The sequence below is a fragment of the Microbacterium radiodurans genome (genome assembly GCF_008710705.1).
Lineage (GTDB): Bacteria > Actinomycetota > Actinomycetes > Actinomycetales > Microbacteriaceae > Microbacterium > Microbacterium radiodurans.
This window is the reverse complement of sequence record NZ_VYRZ01000003.1, coordinates 518455-535287: the sequence shown is the minus strand read 5'-3', so window position 1 is coordinate 535287 and position 16833 is coordinate 518455. Positions and strand designations below refer to the sequence as shown.

The following is a 16833-nucleotide window of genomic DNA, read 5'->3' as shown; positions in this document are numbered from 1 at the left end:
CACCGCCGGTCGCCCACGGCTGACGGCGTGTCGTGCACGATCCCTTGCATCGCGGTACCTGAGCGGGCGCGCGGACGAGGCCGGGCGCGGCGCGGCCCGGCGCGGCCCAGGTCAGTCGCGCGGGGACAGCAGGTAGTCGTTGAGGGATGCCGTGAACTCGGCATCGACCGTGAGCGCCGCGCCGTCGAGCTCGGTGATCGGGGCCGCCAGGCGCACACTCGAGACGAGCCACGCGGCATCCGCGGTCCGGAGGTCCGCGACGGGGATCGTCTCGTAGACGGTCGTGAAGCCGCGGTCGGCCAGGTGTTCGAACAGGCTCAGCTGCGTCGTGCCATGCAGGATGCCGCCGTTCGGCGCCGGTGTGACGAACGTGTCTCCGCGACGGAGGATGAGCGTCGCGGTCGGCGCCTCGAGCACGTAGCCGTCCGAGCTCGTGAACACAGCGTCGTCCGCGCCGCGCCGGTGCGCTTCGCGCAGGGCCGCCATGTTCACCGCGTACGACAGGGTCTTCGCGCCGAGCAGCAGCCACGGCGCGCTCGCGGGCGCGTCGATCGAGTATCCGCGGTCGAGCGTCACGACGCGGATGCCGTCGGTGCGCACCCGGCTGAAATCCGCCGCCGAGGCGGCCGTGGCCCACGCTGTCGGGCTCGGACCGTGCTCGACTCCACGACTGAGGATGAGCTTGATGACGCTCTCACCCGGTCCGCATTCGGCGGCGACGGTGAGGACGGCGCCGCGCCACTGCTCGAGATTCGGGGCGGGCAGATCGCAGAGCTGCGCGGAATGGGCGAGACGCTCGAGGTGCGCCTCCACCTCCTGCGGGTGACCGTCGACGACGCCGATCGACTCGAAGATGCCGTCTCCGCGCTGGGTGCTCAGCTCTCCGACGGTCAGCGCCGGCGCGGCCGGGTCGACAGTGGTGAACGTCGCGGCGAGGTCGTCGGTGGTCTCATCGGCCCCGAGGGGCGCGATCATGAGGGCGGTGCGCAGAGCCATGGGGCGAGCCTACGCGCGCGGCGGCGCGCGACCGCGACCAGGAGGGCGGGCTTGCGCTCGAGCCCGGTTCGGTGCAGAGGCGACGCGCGGCGCGACGTCGAGCGCGGCGCGCCGCGGCGCGCGAGCGATGCGGCGCAGGCCCGATCGATGCGGCGCGGGCCGGAGCGCCGAGCGCCGCAAGGCCCGAGCGACACGCCCGGGTCGGCCCGCGGCATCCGCTTCACGTCGCTGAGGGAATGCGTCACGGACGGGCTCCGTTAGACTTGTATGTGCCGGGCCGCAGTAACCCCGGGCTCCATCTTCAGCCGCTGCGAGCGGCCACGCGCCGAGAGGCGTTCTGCGGCCCGGCGCTTTCTTGCCCGCAGGCAGGCGCCACGCACACGCCGCGCGCGCACCTGATCAGGTGAGACCTTCGCGCCGCCACAGTCCGGCACAGGCTCCCAGATCGTCGGCATAGGTGTCGAGGCGCAGAGCGCGCGCGGTCATCGCCGATGCGCGATCGGGCTCCGAGACGTCGTGGTCGTCGGCGACGGTGGTGGCGCCGGCAGCCTGGACGCGGCAGAACGATGCGGCGCGCTCGAGGGCCACCGCGAAGTCACCGCGGAAGACGCCGCGCAGGATGATGTCGATCAGCGCGACGAGCTCGTCGGGACCCGCCGGCGCCGGAGCCCCCGCGATGACCTCGTCCGCCGAAGACAGGGCGAGGCGGCCGCGCTCGTAGAGGAGCGCCGCGGTGCGCGGGTCTTTATGGATCATCAGCTGCAGCAGGTACAGGCGCCACAGCGCCCCCGGGAGCGACTTCGCGGGCGAGCGCGACCACAGCTCGGCCAGGGTGTCGATGCCGTGCTCGGCGGTGAAGCCGACGAGACGCTCGACGACGTCGTCGCTGGGATCCTCGCGGACGCGGGCGAGCAGAGCGCCAGCGGTGGCGTGGGCGACCCGCGAGACCTCGGCCGGGTCCTCGCCGGCGAAGTGCCGGTCGAACTCGTCGGCGGGGCGGCGCACGGGCCGGTGGTACTCCCGGGGATCAGTCATCATTCCAGGCTAGGCGAGGCCGCGGCATCCGGGGGCGGGAGTCCCCTGTCCAGCCAGCGCTCCCTGCCCGCGACGGACCCGCGACGGCCCCGCGATGCCTTCGCTTCGGAGGAGATCCGCCGTCCACAGGCCGGGATGCCGTCGAGCCGCCCTCCGAACGGCAGATCCCCTCCGCACCGCCCGCCACCGCCACCGCCCGCACATGACGAAACGGCCGGTCCGAGAAGGACCGGCCGCTTCGCTGCCGAACAACGGGGTTGGGCAGTCTCAGGCTGTCGGGATGGCGAACAGCGGGTCGGAGGTCGGCAGGCCGGTGGGTGATCCACCCTCCTGCTCGACGGTCAGAGCGATGATGTCCGAGGGCTCCATGTCGCCGTCGAGCAGCATCTGGGCCGAGCCGTCGGTCGAGTCGAACGCACCGGCGGGGATCGGAGCCTCGCCGCGGACGAACCACGCCTCGTACGACTGGTCGTCGGCGATGTCGGGAAGGCCGTCGGCCACGAGCACGACGCCGTCGACGCTCGGCGACCAGTGCACGGTCGCCTCTCCCCCCTCGGCCAGCTCGGTCGTGCGCGACTGGGCGTCGTCGGCGTCCTGGATCTGCGCGAGGACGCTTGCCGCGGTCGGCGCGCGCATCCCCTCGGTGAGCGAGCCGACACCCCAGCCGACACCGACGAGCAGCGCGACCGAGGCGGTAAGGGCGAAGAGGCCACGGGTCCAGTTGCGTCGCTCGACGGTCTGGAACTGCTCGGTCTCGGGCGATCCGGTCGGCAGCGCCGAGACCGGAGCACGGTCGTCGTCGTCGTCATCGAGGTCGGATGCCGCGGCATCCGTCTCGGCGAAGAAGGCGTCCGTCGCATCGGGCCGCGAGATCTGCGAGAGCAGACGCGAGCGGATGTCGACAGGAGGTGCGACCTCGGCGACACCGTCGGCAAGAAGAGCGGCGGCGGACGAGTCGTCAGCGACGTAGTGGGCCCACTCGGGGTGGGCGTCGAGCGCCTCGTGGTAGGCGAGCTCGTCTTCGGGCGACAGCGCGCCCAGGGCGTAGCCGGCCGAGAGTTCGGCGAAAGTCTGTTCGTTCACGATGTCACCCCCATTTCGCTGCGCAGGCGGGTCAAGCCGTCTCGCATGCGTGTCTTGATCGTTCCCAAAGGCGCCCCCACCAGCGCCGCGATCTCACTTTGACTGTATCCCCCGTAGTAGGACAGGGTGATTGCTTCTCGTTGCGCCTCGGGCAGCACGCTCAGAGCCCGGGCCACGCGCCGTCCCTCGATGCGCAGCTCGACCTGTTCGGCGACGCCTTCGGGCGGCGACGCGAGGTCCCGGTAGCCCGCACGCACATCGCGATCGCTGCTCGCCTGCGACGATCGCACGCGATCGACCGCTCGGCGGTGGGCGATCGTGAGAACCCACGACCTTCCTTGGCCCTTCTTCGGAGCGAAGCTCGAAGCGGATTGCCACACTTCGAGAAACACTTCCTGGAGCACCTCTTCGCTCTGCGCGCGGTCGACGAGAACCCGGAGGATGAGGCCGAACACACGCGGTGCGAGCATGTCGTAGAGGCGGGCGAAAGCTGCCTGGTCACCGTCGGCGGAGCGTAGAAGAAGCTCCGCGGCGTGATCCGTCGACGGCCCGTCCTCGGGCACGTCCATTCCATCGATGACCATCTCGACAAGCATGCCGCATCCCCTGTCCCGATCCGGACTTTGGCGCCGAGGTGTTATCGGTTCCTTACCTCGGTGCCGGATGCTCGTCCGGTCTCGCGTTCTGTTGTGAGGGCTTTCGAGGGTGAGCGCGAATCGGATTGGCGCGGAGAGGCCGTGGATGCCGGCCCACGCGCGCGTGCTCGCGTGCGCGTAAGTGGGCGGTAGCTCCGATGCCGAAAAACTCTCCCGCAAAGTTTTTTCGAGTTTTTCCCATCCGATGGTCGGGGGCCTCCGAAGAACCCTCGACGCCGGGGAGAGGCCCACGGCGGAGAACAACGGAGGCAATCATGCTCAGCACCAAGAAGAAGTTCACTGCTGCCCTGGCCCTCGGCTTCGCCGGAGCTCTCGCGCTCTCGGCCTGCTCGTCGGGCTCGGGTGACGCCATGACCGAGGAGACCACGTCGCCCTCGTCTGCAGCTCCCATGGAGTCGGCTACGCCCGACGCCACGATGGACCCGGCCGCCAACCTCGTCGGACCCGGCTGTGCTGACTACGCCGAGGCCGTTCCCTCCGGCGCCGGCTCGGTCGAGGGCATGGCTCAGGACCCGGTGGCCGTCGCAGCGTCGAACAACCCGCTGCTCACCACCCTCGTTGCTGCCGTCAGCGGTCAGCTCAACCCCGACGTGAACCTCGTCGACACGCTGAACGGCGACGAGTTCACCGTCTTCGCGCCGGTCGACGACGCTTTCGCCAAGATCGACCCCGCCACGATCGAGTCGCTGAAGACCGACTCGGCCACGCTGACCTCGATCCTCACCTACCACGTCATCCCCGGCCAGCTGGCTCCGGATGAGATCGACGGCACCCACACCACCGTTAACGGTGCCGACCTGACCGTCACCGGTTCGGGCGACGACATCATGGTCGGCGACCAGGCCGCCGTCATCTGCGGTGGCGTGACGACCGCCAACGCGACGGTGTACCTCATCGACACGGTCCTGATGCCCCCGATGTGACACCCGACTTGGTTGCGGTGAGGGGTTCCTGCAGCCAAGCATTCGGACATTAGTGGCCGAACGCGAGACCGCCGGTGCGAGCACACCGGCGGTTTCGTGGTTTCACCCGACGGATGCCGCGGCGCTGCCTTTGTGCAGTGTCGCGGCATCCGTCGTTTCGCGGTGTTCGCGTTGGTGTGGCTTGCGCGTCCGGTCGAAGCCTCGTTCGCGGGGACTACTAAGCTGGGAAGCTCAGGGCCTCTAGCTCAGTCGGTAGAGCATCGGACTTTTAATCCGCGGGTCGTGGGTTCGAGCCCCACGGGGCCCACCACCTCTCATTCGCCGCGATTCGTTGAGTCTTCAATGCGATTTCGCTTCCCGTTATCGAGCGATCCCTGAATAGATATCGGCATACCCTGTCAGTGATAGCTAGCGAAGGATTCCCCGTGCATCACGAGAACACTCCTGACCACCACATCCCAACAGCGGACGAGCCGAGTGTTCCCGAGATCGAGGCGGACGAGACGATCGCGCCCCGGCCGGAGGAAGAGGTCGCCGACGTGCTGCGCGCCGAGCCCGACGTCGAGGATCACAGCGAGCATCCTCAGGCGTGACCGCACCGCAAGACACTCCCTTTGGGGCAAGGTGTGCAGACCAAGACCCGCGGGACGCCTACGAGAGCGAGACCGGCTCCAAGGGCACCCGGAGCGCGGCGAAGACCACTCTCATACGCGGGGCCGACAAGCGAGGGAACGTCGTTCTTCGCTGATCTTGTCGCCATCGAGCCTGACAGGGCTCCGATCGCACTTGTGCTCGAGCTCCGCCCACGCATCGACCGCAGCAAGCTTTCAGCGGTCAGCTGGACATCGACGACCTCAGAAGGCTCTGCCCCTCGCTTCCCCTGTACCCAACTAGCCTGAACCGTCTCGAGACCGATACTCGACGGGGAGGAAACACTACCGCCGCTTCGTCTAAGTAGCCGCGCCGGGATGTCGCCCCCTCAACGTTTGGGCGCTTGCCAACAGTGGCTTTTTGCCAGGTCTGTCCTGGAATTCCAGCACCCCGATCGGCACACTCGAACGCGCGGACCCACGCCCGCCCCGAGACGCAATCAGAGGTGACCATGTCCAGTTCTCGGCTTCATAGAGCCACGAGCATCCTCATCGGAGCGGCCTCGCTCCTGAGCGGAGTCGTCGCGCCCCCGCCAAGTCCGTCGGACCCGAACGAAGCGGTTGCGGCCGTCGCGACGGTCGCGCCGTTCGTCCTGGACGATCTGGCCCACTCGAGCGTCCAGAAGGAAGCGAGATCCAGCACCTCGGCGATCGATGTCATCGGAACCGACTCGACCGTGTCTCTTCCGCAACATGCCTCGGATCCGCTCATCATGCGAAACGGGGCGGCGCAACTCTCATTGGTCCTTCCTATCGAAAACTCTGACCCCGACACCGTCGGTCAAAACGGGCTCACCTCTTACCCAGCCGGCGACGATGCCAGCATCATCCCCGCCATCAAGAACGATGGCTCAGTCCAACTCGCAATGGTCTTGGAGGGGCCCAACGCCCCGCACCGATACGACTACAGCTTTTCCGCCGGATCAACCCTGCGGGTCGACGACAACGGCGTGATCGTCGTGAGCGACGCGGCCGGTGTGTACAGCGGGATCATCCTTCCGCCTTGGGCGCTGGACGCGTCGGGAGCCACAGTGCCGACGCACTTCGAGGTCGCAGGGAACGTCTTAACTCAGGTCGTCGAGCACGCCGGCTCCGCGTATCCCGTTGTTGCCGATCCATATGCGGGCCAGGCTCTGATCAGTTCGGTTACGACCGGATCCGAGAATGGTTATCCGCGCTACTCGGTCAGAAAGACGACATTTGGACAGAGCATCTCCCTCGGCTATGGTCTCGGCGGCGGCGACGATCCGTTGCTCGGCGCAGCCATCATGCGCGATCAAGGCTGGATCGAAGCTGTGTCGAAGGGACTGAGCACAGCAGCTACGATCCGGCAGCAGTACGACTGCCACACGCTGTATGCGGCCGCCAAGAACCCGTGGAACCTCGAACGCTGGCGTGGTACGAACGACTGGTGGGGCGTGAATCCTCAGGCGTGCAACTGGAACTGACGATCGATGACAAAGCAGAAGTCGACTCGCTGCACATGGCTCGTGGCGCTCCTCGCGTTGGGATCCGTCGTCGCCCTCATCGTCTGGATGTTCAGCGTGACGGCTTACGGGTACGACGTGGATGCTCGCGGACAAGTGGGGGGTGTACGTCTCCACGATGTCCTTCTCCTCGCGGCCGCGGCCTCATCTGCCACCGCGGCGATCGTGCTCGCGGTGCGATGCAACCGGCGTCCTCCCCGGCAAAGAAGAGACCCATCGGCATCCGACCAGGCGTAGCGTGACGGCGTGCGATACGCCATCGATGCACCGACGCTGCTGCTCATCGCCATGGGCGAGATCACGCTGCATCCCAGCCACACCCTCGTCGCGCCGAACCGCGTACTGCCGGATCTGCTCGGCATCCTCCTGACCGAGGTGCGCTCCGGCGAGCGCGCGGAGAAAGACGCGCTCACGCTCCACACTCGCGCGACCGAGACGAAGATCCGCCTCCTCGGCAATCGCGTCTCGCGCCGCAGCGCCTGGAACCTCGCCCGCGAGCACGACTGGCCCGACCTCCGACTCGCCGAGTACCTTGCGGTCGCGAAATTGCAGGCCGACGCCCTCGCGACAGCCGACGGCGAACTCATCCGAGCCGCCGGCTCGCTTGTCACCGTCGTCGAACCCGCCACGCTCTCCCAGCCATAACCACCCAGCGCCCAGCGCCCTAGAGCACTCTCCCCCGCGGCTCGAGCACGGCCGAGACGATCGCCTCGATGGCGAACTCCGACGAGCGGCCGAGGTCGACGGCATCCGGCGCCAACAGCCACTGCACCTGAAGGCCGTCCATCACCGCGAGGATGCTCGCCGCGGCATCCACGACCGTCGTCCGATCGGTGACGCCGCGCTCGGCGCACACCTCCTCGAAGGCGGCGGTCACCTCTTCACGCAGATTGCGGTACCGCTCCTGGAAGTACGCATGACCCGGATGCCCGTCGGTCACCGACTCCGCCGAGAGCACCGAGAACGCCTGCACGATGCCGGCCCGGCGCGCGTTCGCCACGGCCGTCCGGACCAGATGGCGGAACAGCTCGATGCCACCCGGGATGTGCTGACCCTCGAGGTCGGCGACGTCCTCCTGGTCGCGATGCTCGAGCACCTCGAGCAACAGCGCCTCCTTCGAACCGAAGTGATGAAGGATGCCGGCGTGCGTCATGCCGACCTGAGCAGCGATGTCCTGCAGGGTCCCCCCACCGAACCCCTTCGCTCCGAAGATGTCGACGGCGGCGTTGATGATCTCGCGACGGCGCACGAGCGTCTCGGGTCGCGAGCGCGGTTGGCGGCGGGTATCGACCATGATCCGCCCCTTTCTCGAATGCCGGATCAGAGTTTACGCACGTCCTCGACGCACCCCGGCGACCGGTGGTTGTCAACTTACTTACTGGGTAGTAAGTTCTCCCATGCAATCACACTCAGCGCCGAGTGCTCACCCTTCGGGGACGTTCGCGGCGCCGGGAACCACTCACGAAGGAGATGCAATGAGGCTGAAAACCTCCCTCGCCGCCGCCGGTCTCGCCGCTGCACTCGTGCTCACCGGCTGCTCGGGCGCAGCGAACCAGTCGAACTCCGGCCAGGACGGCGCCGCCCTGACGATCGCCAAGCCCGACGGCGCGATCACCACCGAATCGCACAACCCCTACCTCGGCGACTCGTCCGCCTCGAAGTACGGCTACGCCAAGGTCATGTTCGAGCCCCTCGCCCTGGTGAACCCCACCGGCGACCTCGGCACCACACCCTGGCTCGCCGAGTCGGTGGAATGGAACGACGACTACACGCAGCTCACGGTCGTCCCCCGCTCGGGTGTGACGTGGAACGACGGCACCGAGTTCACCGGCGACGACATCGTCTTCACCTTCGACCAGTACCTGAGCGGCAAGCTCACCGACACCGGCGGTCTCAACTACGAAGGGGCGACGGTCGACGGCGACGCCATCACGCTCACCTTCGCCGACTCGAAGTTCACCGCGCAGGCGCGCGTGCTGCACACCCCGATCGTGCCGAAGCACATCTGGGAGAACATCGACGACCCCAACACCGACCCCCTCACCGACGAGGGCCTCGCCGTCGGCACCGGCCCCTACGTCCTCGCGAACTGGTCGACCGAGTCCGTCACCCTCAACGCCAACCCCGACTACTGGGGCGGCGACCTCGCGGTGCCGACGCTCAACTACGTCTCCTACGGCGACAACGCCGCCCTCACGACCGCCCTCGTCTCGGGCGAGGCCGACTGGGCGCAGGCGTTCATCCCGCAGATCGAGTCGAGCTTCCTCGCCGCCGACGAGCACAACGAGTTCCTCGTCTCCCCCACCGCCGGCGCCGGCACGCTCTTCATGAACCTGCAGACCAAGCCCTTCAACGACCCGGCCCTCCGCCAGGCGCTCGCCTGGACGATCGACCGCGACGCCTACGTCGACATCGCCCGCGAGGGCGCGAGCGAGCCGATCTGGAACGTCACCGGCCTCGGCAGCCTGCTCGAGAGCGAGATCATCGACGAGTACAAGGGCGTCGAGTACTCCGTCGACGTCGATGAGGCCAAGCAGCTGCTCACCGACGCCGGCTACACCTGGCCCGGCGGCGCGCTGACCGACCCCGACGGCGAGACCGTGTCGTTCTCGATCTCGGTTCCCGCCGGCTGGAGCGACTGGAACACCGAGCAGGCGCTGCTGGCCGAAGAGCTCGACGAAGCCCTCGGCATCGAGGTCACGGTCGACCAGCCCGACTGGGGCGGCTGGGACGCCGCGCGCCAGGAGGGAACCTTCCAGGCGATCATCCACTGGCTCGAAGACACCGGCAACGCCTACGGCCTGTACACCTCGACCATGGACCCGAAGTGGATCGTCGACGGCAACGCCTCGTTCAACTTCGGCCGCTTCGACGACCCCGCCGTCACCGAGGCGCTGAACACCTACGCCAACGCCTCGTCCGACGACGAGCGTCAGACGGCCACGGCGGTGCTCGAGACGGCCTTCGCCGAGCAGGTGCCGGCGATCCCGCTCGGCGCGCACCCGCTGCTGGGCGAATTCAACACGCGCAACTACGTGGGCTGGCCGTCGCTCGATGATCACTACAGCTCCGCAGACCCGACGCAGCCGGGGATCGTCCAGATCCTCACGAAGCTCGAGCCCGCCGAGTAAACCCGTTCGAGTGGGGCGGATGCCGCGGCATCCGCCCCACTCCCCTCCCACACGTCCCGCCCGTCTCCCCGAAAGCGAGCACGCACCGATGCGCGATTCGTTGCTCTCCATCGACGACTTCTCGGTCGTCTACGACGTCGATCCCCCGGTCGAAGCCGTCAGGAACGTCACCCTTCAGCTCCGCCGCGGCGAGATCCTCGGTCTCGCCGGAGAGAGCGGATGCGGCAAGACCACCCTCGCCTACGGGGTGCAGCGCCTTTTGAAGGCCCCCGCCGTGATCTCCAGCGGGTCGGTGGTCTTCCACGACGCCTCGGGCGACGACATCGACATCAACGCGCTCGACCCCGAGCAGATGCGCCGCTTCCGGTGGGACAAGATCTCCATGGTCTTCCAGGGCGCGATGAACGCGCTCAATCCGGTCGCGACGATCGGGTCTCAGCTCGAGGACGTCTTCGAGATCCACCGGCCCGACATGCGCCGGGCCGAGCGCCGCGAGGCCGTGATCGAACTGCTCGAGATCGTCAAGGTCGGGGCGGCCCGCATCCGTTCGTTCCCGCACGAGCTCTCGGGCGGGATGCGGCAGCGCGTCATGATCGCGATGGCCCTTGCCCTGCGGCCTCAGCTCATGGTGATGGACGAACCGACGACCGCGCTCGACGTGCTCGTGCAGCGCGAGATCCTCCGCCAGATCTCGCAGCTGCGCCACGAGTTCGGCTTCTCGGTCGTCTTCATCACCCACGACCTGCCGCTGCTGCTCGAGATCAGCGACCGCATCGCGATCATGCGCGAAGGGGAGATCATCGAGCTCGACACCGCGGAGCGCATCTGGCGCGACCCGCAGCACGAGTACACGCAGACCCTGCTCTCGTCCTTCCCCCGCCTCACCGGCGAGCGGGGGGTGGTGGTGCGATGACCACCCTCGAGTTCGACGGCGTCACGAAGATCTACAACGTCCGCGGCGCCGGCCAGATCAGGGCTCTCGACGACGTCACCTTCACCCTGAGCTCGGGTCAGACGATCGGCCTCGTCGGTCAGTCGGGCAGCGGCAAGTCGACGATCGCGAAGATCCTCACGCAGCTCGAGACCCCCACGAGCGGGCAGGTGCGCCTCGACGGCGTGCCGATCCCCCGCCGCGGCGCGGGGCTCCGTGCCTACCGGCAGCAGCTGCGCATGGTCTTCCAGGATCCGTTCGCCTCGCTGAACCCGTACCACTCCATCCGCCACCACATCGAGCGGCCGCTGCGCCTCGACAAGGTCGTGCCGAAGAACGAGCTCGACGACGAGGTGCGCCGCCTGCTCGAACGCGTGCGGCTGCAGCCCGACAGCGTCATCGACCGCCGTCCGCACGAGCTCTCGGGCGGCCAGCGCCAGCGCGTCGCGATCGCCCGTGCCCTCGCCTCGCGGCCTCGTCTGCTCGTCGCCGACGAGCCGGTCTCGATGCTCGACGTCTCCATCCGACTCGGCGTGCTGAACCTGCTCGCCGACCTGCAGCGCGAAGAGGGCCTCGGCGTGCTCTACATCACCCACGACCTGGCGACCGCCCGGCACTTCAGCGACGAGATCCTCGTGCTGAATCAAGGCCGGGTCGTCGAGACCGGCACGGCGGACGACGTGATCCTCCGACCGCAGAACCCCTACACGCGCGAGCTGCGAGCGGCATCCCCCGATCCCGAGCGGTTCTTCGCGACGGCTCCCGGCATCGACGGAGGTGCGCGATGACCGCCGTCGAACCCCAGCTGCCCGTCGACGACGCGCTCGAGGTCGGCACGACCGCGACCACGGCCGTGAAGGGACGCTCGCGGGTGCCGTGGCGCTTCCTCGGCGGCCGCGCCGCGTTCTACCTCTTCACCCTGTGGGCCGCGATCACGATCAACTTCTTCCTGCCGCGTCTCATGCGAGGCGACGCGGTCGACCAGTACCTCGCCCGCAACCGCACCGTCACACCCGAAGCGGCCGACGCCCTGCGCGCCCTGCTCGGGCTCGACACCGACAAGAGCCTCTGGCAGCAGTACCTCGACTACTGGGCGCTGCTGCTGCGCGGCGACCTCGGCATCTCGCTGCTGCATGGCCTCCGCCCCGTCACCGAGGTGATCGGTCAGGCGCTGCCCTGGACGGTCGGCCTCGTCGGCTTCGCCACGATCGTCTCGTTCGCGATCGGCACGGTCGGCGGCGCGATCGTCGGCTGGCGCCGGGGCAGCCGCGCCGAGGTGCTCATCCCGATCACGACGTTCCTGAGCACCATCCCCTACTTCTGGCTCGGACTGCTCGCCATCGCGCTCTTCTCGGTGAACCTCGGCTGGTTCCCGATCGGCAAGGCGTACGGCGTCGGCATCTCGCCCGAGTTCTCGATCGAGTTCATCGGCCAGGTGATCCATCACGGCACGCTGCCGGCGGTGACGATCATCATCGCGTCGCTCGGCGGCTGGATGCTGGGCATGCGCAACATGATGCTGACGGTGCTCGACGAGGACTACATCACCGTCGCTCAGGCCAAAGGCATGCCGAACCGCCGGGTGCTGTGGCGCTACGCCGCCCGCAACGCGGTGCTCCCTCAGATCCAGAGCTTCGCCCTGTCGATCGGATTCATCGTCGGCGGGACGATCGTCATGGAGATGGTCTTCAGCTACCCGGGCGTCGGCAAGCTGCTGCTCGACGCCACCAACGCGAAGGATTACGCGCTCATGCAGGGCGTCTTCCTCGTGATCACGCTCTCGGTGCTCGTCGCGAACATCCTCGCCGACGTCGCCTACGCGTTCCTCGACCCGCGCACGCGCCAGACGGAGGCCTGACATGACGACCACCTCCACCATCCGCATGGCCCGCGAGAACGACCCGACGCCGACGACGTTCTGGGCGCGGCTCGGCGCCGCGTTCGCGATGTTCCGCAACGCGAAGTCGATCACCGGGCTCGCGATCCTCGGCTTCTTCGTCCTCATCGCGATCTTCGCCGACGTGCTCGCACCGTTCTCGCCGACGAAAGTCGACAACACCGCGCGCTTCCAGCCGCCCTCGGCCGCGCACTGGCTCGGCACCACCCACATCGGCGAGGACGTGCTCAGCCAGGTGATCTACGGAACCCGCGGCGTCATCGTCGTCGGATTCCTCGCCGCGATCATCGCGACCGTCATCGCGATCGTCGTCGGTGTCGTCTCGGGCTACGTCCGGGGATGGCGGAGCGAGAGCCTGTCGGCGCTGACGAACGTCTTCCTCGTCATCCCGGGGCTGCCGCTCATCATCATCGTCGCCTCGATGTTCGAGGACCCGTCGCTCATCCTGATCGCCGCGGTGCTCGGCATCACCGGGTGGGCCTGGGGAGCGCGCGTGCTCCGCGCGCAGACGATGTCGCTGCGCAACCGCGACTTCATCCAGGCGGCCCGCGCGAACGGCGAGCCGCTGCGTCGCATCATCACCGTCGAGATGCTGCCGAACCTCATGGCCCTCATCGCCGCGAGCTTCGTCGGAACAGTCACCGCCGCGATCCTGGGGCTCACGACCCTGTCGTACATCGGCGTCATCCCGGTGAACACCTACAACTGGGGGACGATCCTCAACTGGGCGAGCGCCCAGGGCGCCTTCCGTCAGAACCAGTGGTGGTGGTACCTGCCCCCGGGTCTCTGCATCGCCGCGATCGGCGTCGCCCTCTCGCTCATCAACTTCGGCATCGACGAGTACGTCAACCCGCGCCTGCGCTCGGCCGGCGAGCGCGCCCGCGCGATGAAGAAGAAGGGGCTCGACGTGAACGACGCCGTCACCGCCGTCCGTCCCGTCGCCGCCGTGCGTCCCGTCACCGCCGTCCGTCCCGTCACCCCGAAGGACCCCACCGCATGACCGCCGTCGACACCTCGACCGCCGCCTACCTCGACCCCCGGCTGTCCGTCGACGACCGCGTCGCCGACCTGCTGTCGCGCATGACGCTGCCCGAGAAGGTCGGGCAGATGATGCAGTACGACGCCCGGGAGGAGCTCGAGGGCATCGTGCTCGAGCACCACGCCGGCTCGATCCTCCACACCTCGCCCGAGAAGGTGCTGCGCGCCGCGGAGCTCACGGCGCAGACGCGGCTGCGGATCCCGCTGCTCGTCGCCGACGACTGTATCCACGGCCACTCGTTCTGGGAGGGCGCGACGATCTTCCCGACCCAGCTCGGCATGGCGGCGACCTGGGATCCCGACCTGGTCGAGCGGGTCGCGCGCGCGACCGCGGCCGAGGTGGCGGCGACCGGCATCCATTGGACCTTCTCGCCCGTGCTCTGCATCGCCCGCGACCTGCGGTGGGGACGCATCGACGAGACGTTCGGCGAAGACCCGTTCCTCATCGGCGAGCTGGCCTCGGCGATGGTGCGCGGCTATCAGGGCGGCGGCCTCGGCGATCCCGACGCGATCCTCGCAACCGCGAAGCACTTCGCCGGGTACTCCGAGACCCAGGGCGGTCGCGACGCGAGCGAGGCCGACATCTCGCGGCGCAAGCTGCGCTCGTGGTTCCTGCCGCCCTTCGAGCGGGTCGCTCGGGAGGGATGCCGCACCTTCATGCTCGGCTACCAGAGCACCGACGGCGTGCCGATCACGGTCAACGACTGGCTGCTGAGCGACGTGCTGCGCGGCGAATGGGGGTACACCGGGACGCTCATCACCGACTGGGACAACGTCGGACGCATGGTGTGGGAGCAGCACGTGCAGCCCGACTACGCCCACGCGGCCGCGGCCGCCGTGAAGGCGGGCAACGACATGGTGATGTCGACGCCGGGGTTCTTCCCCGGTGCGCTCGAGGCCGTCGAACGGGGCCTCCTCGACGAGGCCGACATCGACCGGTCGGTCTCGCGCATCCTCAGCCTGAAGTTCCGCTTCGGACTCTTCGAGAACCCGCGGCTGCCCGACCCCGAACGCATCCGCGCCGTCATCGCCTCGCGCGATCACACGGCGCTGAACCTCGAGGTCGCGCGGCGATCGCTCGTGCTGCTGCGCAACGACGGCACACTCCCCCTGAACCCGGAGGCCGGCGCTCGTCGCGTCGCGATCGTCGGCCCACTGGCCGACGATGCGCAGACGCAGCTCGGCGACTGGGCCGGATCGTCGGGGCAGGTCGACTGGATGCCGGACGGCCACCCGCGCGCGCAGATCACGACCGTGCTCGACGGCCTCCGGGGGCTCGCCCCGGCCGACTGGTCGCTCGAGCATGTGGAGGGCGCCGGCATCCTCGACCTGACGGACGACCCGGCCGGCACCTTTCCCGACGGACAGCCCCGGCCGCCGATCGCGGTTCCCCGGGAGCCCGACGCGGCGCAGATCGCGGAGGCCGTCGCTGCGGCGCGACGCTCGGACGTCGTCGTGGCGGTCGTCGGCGACCGCATCGAACTCGTCGGCGAGGGCCGCTCCACGGCGACGCTCGAACTCGTCGGCGGGCAGCGCGCCCTGCTCGAGGCCCTCGCGGCGACCGGCACGCCGCTCGTCGTCGTGCTGATGGCGTCGAAGCCGCTCGTGCTGCCCGAGGCGGTGCGGGGTGCACCGCTGATCTGGGTCGCGAACCCCGGGATGGAGGGCGGTCGCGCGATCGCCGAGCTGCTGCTCGGACGCATCGAGCCGGCGGGCCGTCTGCCGATCTCGTTCGCCCGCCATGCCGGCCAGCAGCCGACGTACTACAACCAGATCCGCGGTCAGCACGGCGACCGGTACGCCGATCTCACGCAGGAGCCCGCCTTCGCGTTCGGCGAAGGACTGTCGTACTCGACGGTGGCGTACCGGGATGCGGCGATCCGCACGCCGCGGGTCGGCGTCGATGACGCGGTGCGCGCCCGGATCACGCTGAGCAACACCGGGAAGCGTCCGGCGCACGAGGTCGTCCAGGTCTACGTCCGCGATCGCGTGACGTCGGTGAGCTGGGCCGACCGCGAGCTCAAGGCGTACCGGAGCGTCGATCTGGCTCCCGGCGAGACGCGGACGATCGACCTCGAGGTGGCCGCGGCCGACTGCACGATCGTCGACGCCTCGGGTGAGCGCATCGTCGAGCGCGGCGCCTTCGATCTCCTGATCGGCCCCTCCTCGCGCGAGGAGACGCTGCACGCCGTCGGCTTCGAGATCGGCTGACGGGTCAGGAAGGGGCGAGCCGCCGCGTGTTGGCGCGGACCGACGGAAGCCGGCGGTGGTTCACGACCAGCTCGCGCACGGCCGTCAGACGCCGTCGCACTCCCCAGACCGTGACCTTCCACAGGGACTCGCGGACGATGTCACTGCTCATCTTGCTCTCGCCGTGTTCGCGCTCGACGAAGGTGATCGGCACCTCGACGACGTGCAGACCGCGCTCCAGCCCGCGCCACAGCAGGTCGAGCTGGAAGCAGTACCCGTGCGACTCGACGCCGTCGAGGCCGATCGTCTCGAGAGCGGTCGTGCGGTACGCGCGGAAGCCGCCGGTGGCGTCGCGGATGTCGATCCCGAGGGCGAGGCGCGCGTAGACGTTCCCGCCGATGCTCAGCACCTTGCGGTGCAGCGGCCAGTTGACGACGCGCCCGCCGGGCACCCAGCGGGAGCCGAGCACGATGTCGGCCGTCCGGAGTTCGTCGAGCATGGTCGGAAGCGATTCCGGCTGATGCGAGCCGTCGGCATCCATCTCGATGAGCACATCGAAACCGCGGGCGCGCCCCCAGGCGAATCCGTCGAGATACGCCCGGCCGAGACCGTCTTTCGAGGTGCGGTGGAGCACGTGCACGCCCGCGTGCTGCGAGGCGAGACGGTCGGCGAGCTCACCCGTGCCGTCGGGCGAGGAGTCATCGACGATCAGGACGTCCGACAGTCCCACCGCGAGGACGCGGTCGACGATCCCCTCGATGTTCTCGATCTCGTTATAGGTGGGAACGATGGTGAGCGCGACGTTCATCTCGGCAA

Annotated in this window: 16 protein-coding genes and 1 tRNA gene; 11 read left to right on the top strand and 6 right to left on the bottom strand. The window is 68.7% G+C overall.

Features of this window, described 5'->3' with window-relative positions; genetic code table 11:
- Positions 1 to 111 precede the first annotated feature (111 nt).
- The 4 genes from F6B42_RS12765 to sigK form a co-directional block, all read right to left on the bottom strand.
- Positions 112 to 996, bottom strand: coding sequence for an aminodeoxychorismate lyase (locus F6B42_RS12765; protein ID WP_150420057.1), 885 nt, complete (start codon positions 994 to 996; stop codon positions 112 to 114).
- A gap of 399 nt (positions 997 to 1395) precedes the next feature.
- Positions 1396 to 2034, bottom strand: coding sequence for a DNA-directed RNA polymerase subunit beta (locus F6B42_RS12760; RefSeq protein WP_150420056.1), 639 nt, complete (start codon positions 2032 to 2034; stop codon positions 1396 to 1398).
- Positions 2035 to 2298: 264 nt separating this feature from the next.
- Complete coding sequence (locus tag F6B42_RS12755) at positions 2299 to 3114, bottom strand: anti-sigma factor (protein WP_150420055.1); 816 nt, start codon at positions 3112 to 3114, stop codon at positions 2299 to 2301.
- Positions 3111 to 3710 carry an ECF RNA polymerase sigma factor SigK gene (gene sigK, locus F6B42_RS12750; RefSeq protein ID WP_191089358.1) on the bottom strand — a complete coding sequence of 200 codons (600 nt, stop codon included), beginning with the start codon at positions 3708 to 3710 and terminating at the stop codon, positions 3111 to 3113. The genes F6B42_RS12755 and sigK overlap by 4 nt, the downstream gene beginning before the upstream one ends.
- Positions 3711 to 4024: 314 nt before the next feature.
- On the opposite strand from sigK, the gene F6B42_RS12745 reads away from it, so the two are divergent.
- The 5 genes from F6B42_RS12745 to F6B42_RS12730 all read left to right on the top strand — a co-directional run bounded on the left by F6B42_RS12745 (position 4025) and on the right by F6B42_RS12730 (position 7475).
- Positions 4025 to 4693, top strand: coding sequence for a fasciclin domain-containing protein (locus F6B42_RS12745; RefSeq protein ID WP_150420054.1), 669 nt, complete (start codon positions 4025 to 4027; stop codon positions 4691 to 4693).
- Positions 4694 to 4927: 234 nt separating this feature from the next.
- A tRNA-Lys gene (locus F6B42_RS12740) sits at positions 4928 to 5003 on the top strand.
- A gap of 115 nt (positions 5004 to 5118) precedes the next feature.
- On the top strand, positions 5119 to 5286 hold the full coding sequence (locus tag F6B42_RS14830) for a hypothetical protein (protein ID WP_191089357.1): 168 nt from the start codon (positions 5119 to 5121) through the stop codon (positions 5284 to 5286).
- Positions 5287 to 5795: 509 nt separating this feature from the next.
- The gene (locus F6B42_RS12735; protein ID WP_223878521.1) at positions 5796 to 6791 is read left to right on the top strand and encodes a DUF2599 domain-containing protein; all 996 of its coding nucleotides are present in this window, start codon (positions 5796 to 5798) and stop codon (positions 6789 to 6791) included.
- Between the two features lie 285 nt (positions 6792 to 7076).
- Complete coding sequence (locus tag F6B42_RS12730; RefSeq protein WP_150420052.1) at positions 7077 to 7475, top strand: PIN domain-containing protein; 399 nt, start codon at positions 7077 to 7079, stop codon at positions 7473 to 7475.
- 19 nt (positions 7476 to 7494) lie between these two features.
- Here F6B42_RS12730 and F6B42_RS12725 read toward each other — a convergent pair whose 3' ends face one another.
- Entirely contained in the window at positions 7495 to 8124 is a 630-nt protein-coding gene (locus F6B42_RS12725; protein WP_150420051.1) for a TetR/AcrR family transcriptional regulator, read from the bottom strand.
- A gap of 181 nt (positions 8125 to 8305) precedes the next feature.
- Between F6B42_RS12725 and F6B42_RS12720 the strand changes: the two genes are divergently transcribed.
- The 6 genes from F6B42_RS12720 (at position 8306) to F6B42_RS12695 (ending at position 16038) form a co-directional block, all read left to right on the top strand.
- On the top strand, positions 8306 to 9961 hold the full coding sequence (locus F6B42_RS12720) for an ABC transporter substrate-binding protein (RefSeq protein ID WP_150420050.1): 1656 nt from the start codon (positions 8306 to 8308) through the stop codon (positions 9959 to 9961).
- A gap of 88 nt (positions 9962 to 10049) precedes the next feature.
- On the top strand, positions 10050 to 10874 hold the full coding sequence (locus tag F6B42_RS12715) for an ABC transporter ATP-binding protein (RefSeq protein ID WP_150420049.1): 825 nt from the start codon (positions 10050 to 10052) through the stop codon (positions 10872 to 10874).
- Positions 10871 to 11680, top strand: coding sequence for an ABC transporter ATP-binding protein (locus F6B42_RS12710; protein WP_150420048.1), 810 nt, complete (start codon positions 10871 to 10873; stop codon positions 11678 to 11680). The genes F6B42_RS12715 and F6B42_RS12710 overlap by 4 nt, the downstream gene beginning before the upstream one ends.
- Entirely contained in the window at positions 11677 to 12750 is a 1074-nt protein-coding gene (locus F6B42_RS12705; RefSeq protein WP_150420047.1) for an ABC transporter permease, read from the top strand. Before F6B42_RS12710 ends, F6B42_RS12705 begins: the two co-directional genes overlap by 4 nt.
- Before the next feature lies 1 nt (position 12751).
- Positions 12752 to 13789: an ABC transporter permease gene (locus tag F6B42_RS12700; protein WP_223878492.1), complete on the top strand. Its 1038-nt coding sequence runs from the start codon at positions 12752 to 12754 to the stop codon at positions 13787 to 13789.
- Positions 13786 to 16038, top strand: a complete 2253-nt coding sequence (locus F6B42_RS12695; RefSeq protein WP_150420046.1) for an exo-beta-d-1,3/1,6-glucosidase — start codon at positions 13786 to 13788, stop codon at positions 16036 to 16038. Before F6B42_RS12700 ends, F6B42_RS12695 begins: the two co-directional genes overlap by 4 nt.
- 4 nt (positions 16039 to 16042) lie before the next feature.
- On the opposite strand, the gene F6B42_RS12690 is transcribed toward F6B42_RS12695, so the two are convergent.
- On the bottom strand, positions 16043 to 16825 hold the full coding sequence (locus F6B42_RS12690; protein WP_223878491.1) for a polyprenol monophosphomannose synthase: 783 nt from the start codon (positions 16823 to 16825) through the stop codon (positions 16043 to 16045).
- Between the last annotated feature and the right edge of the window lie 8 nt (positions 16826 to 16833).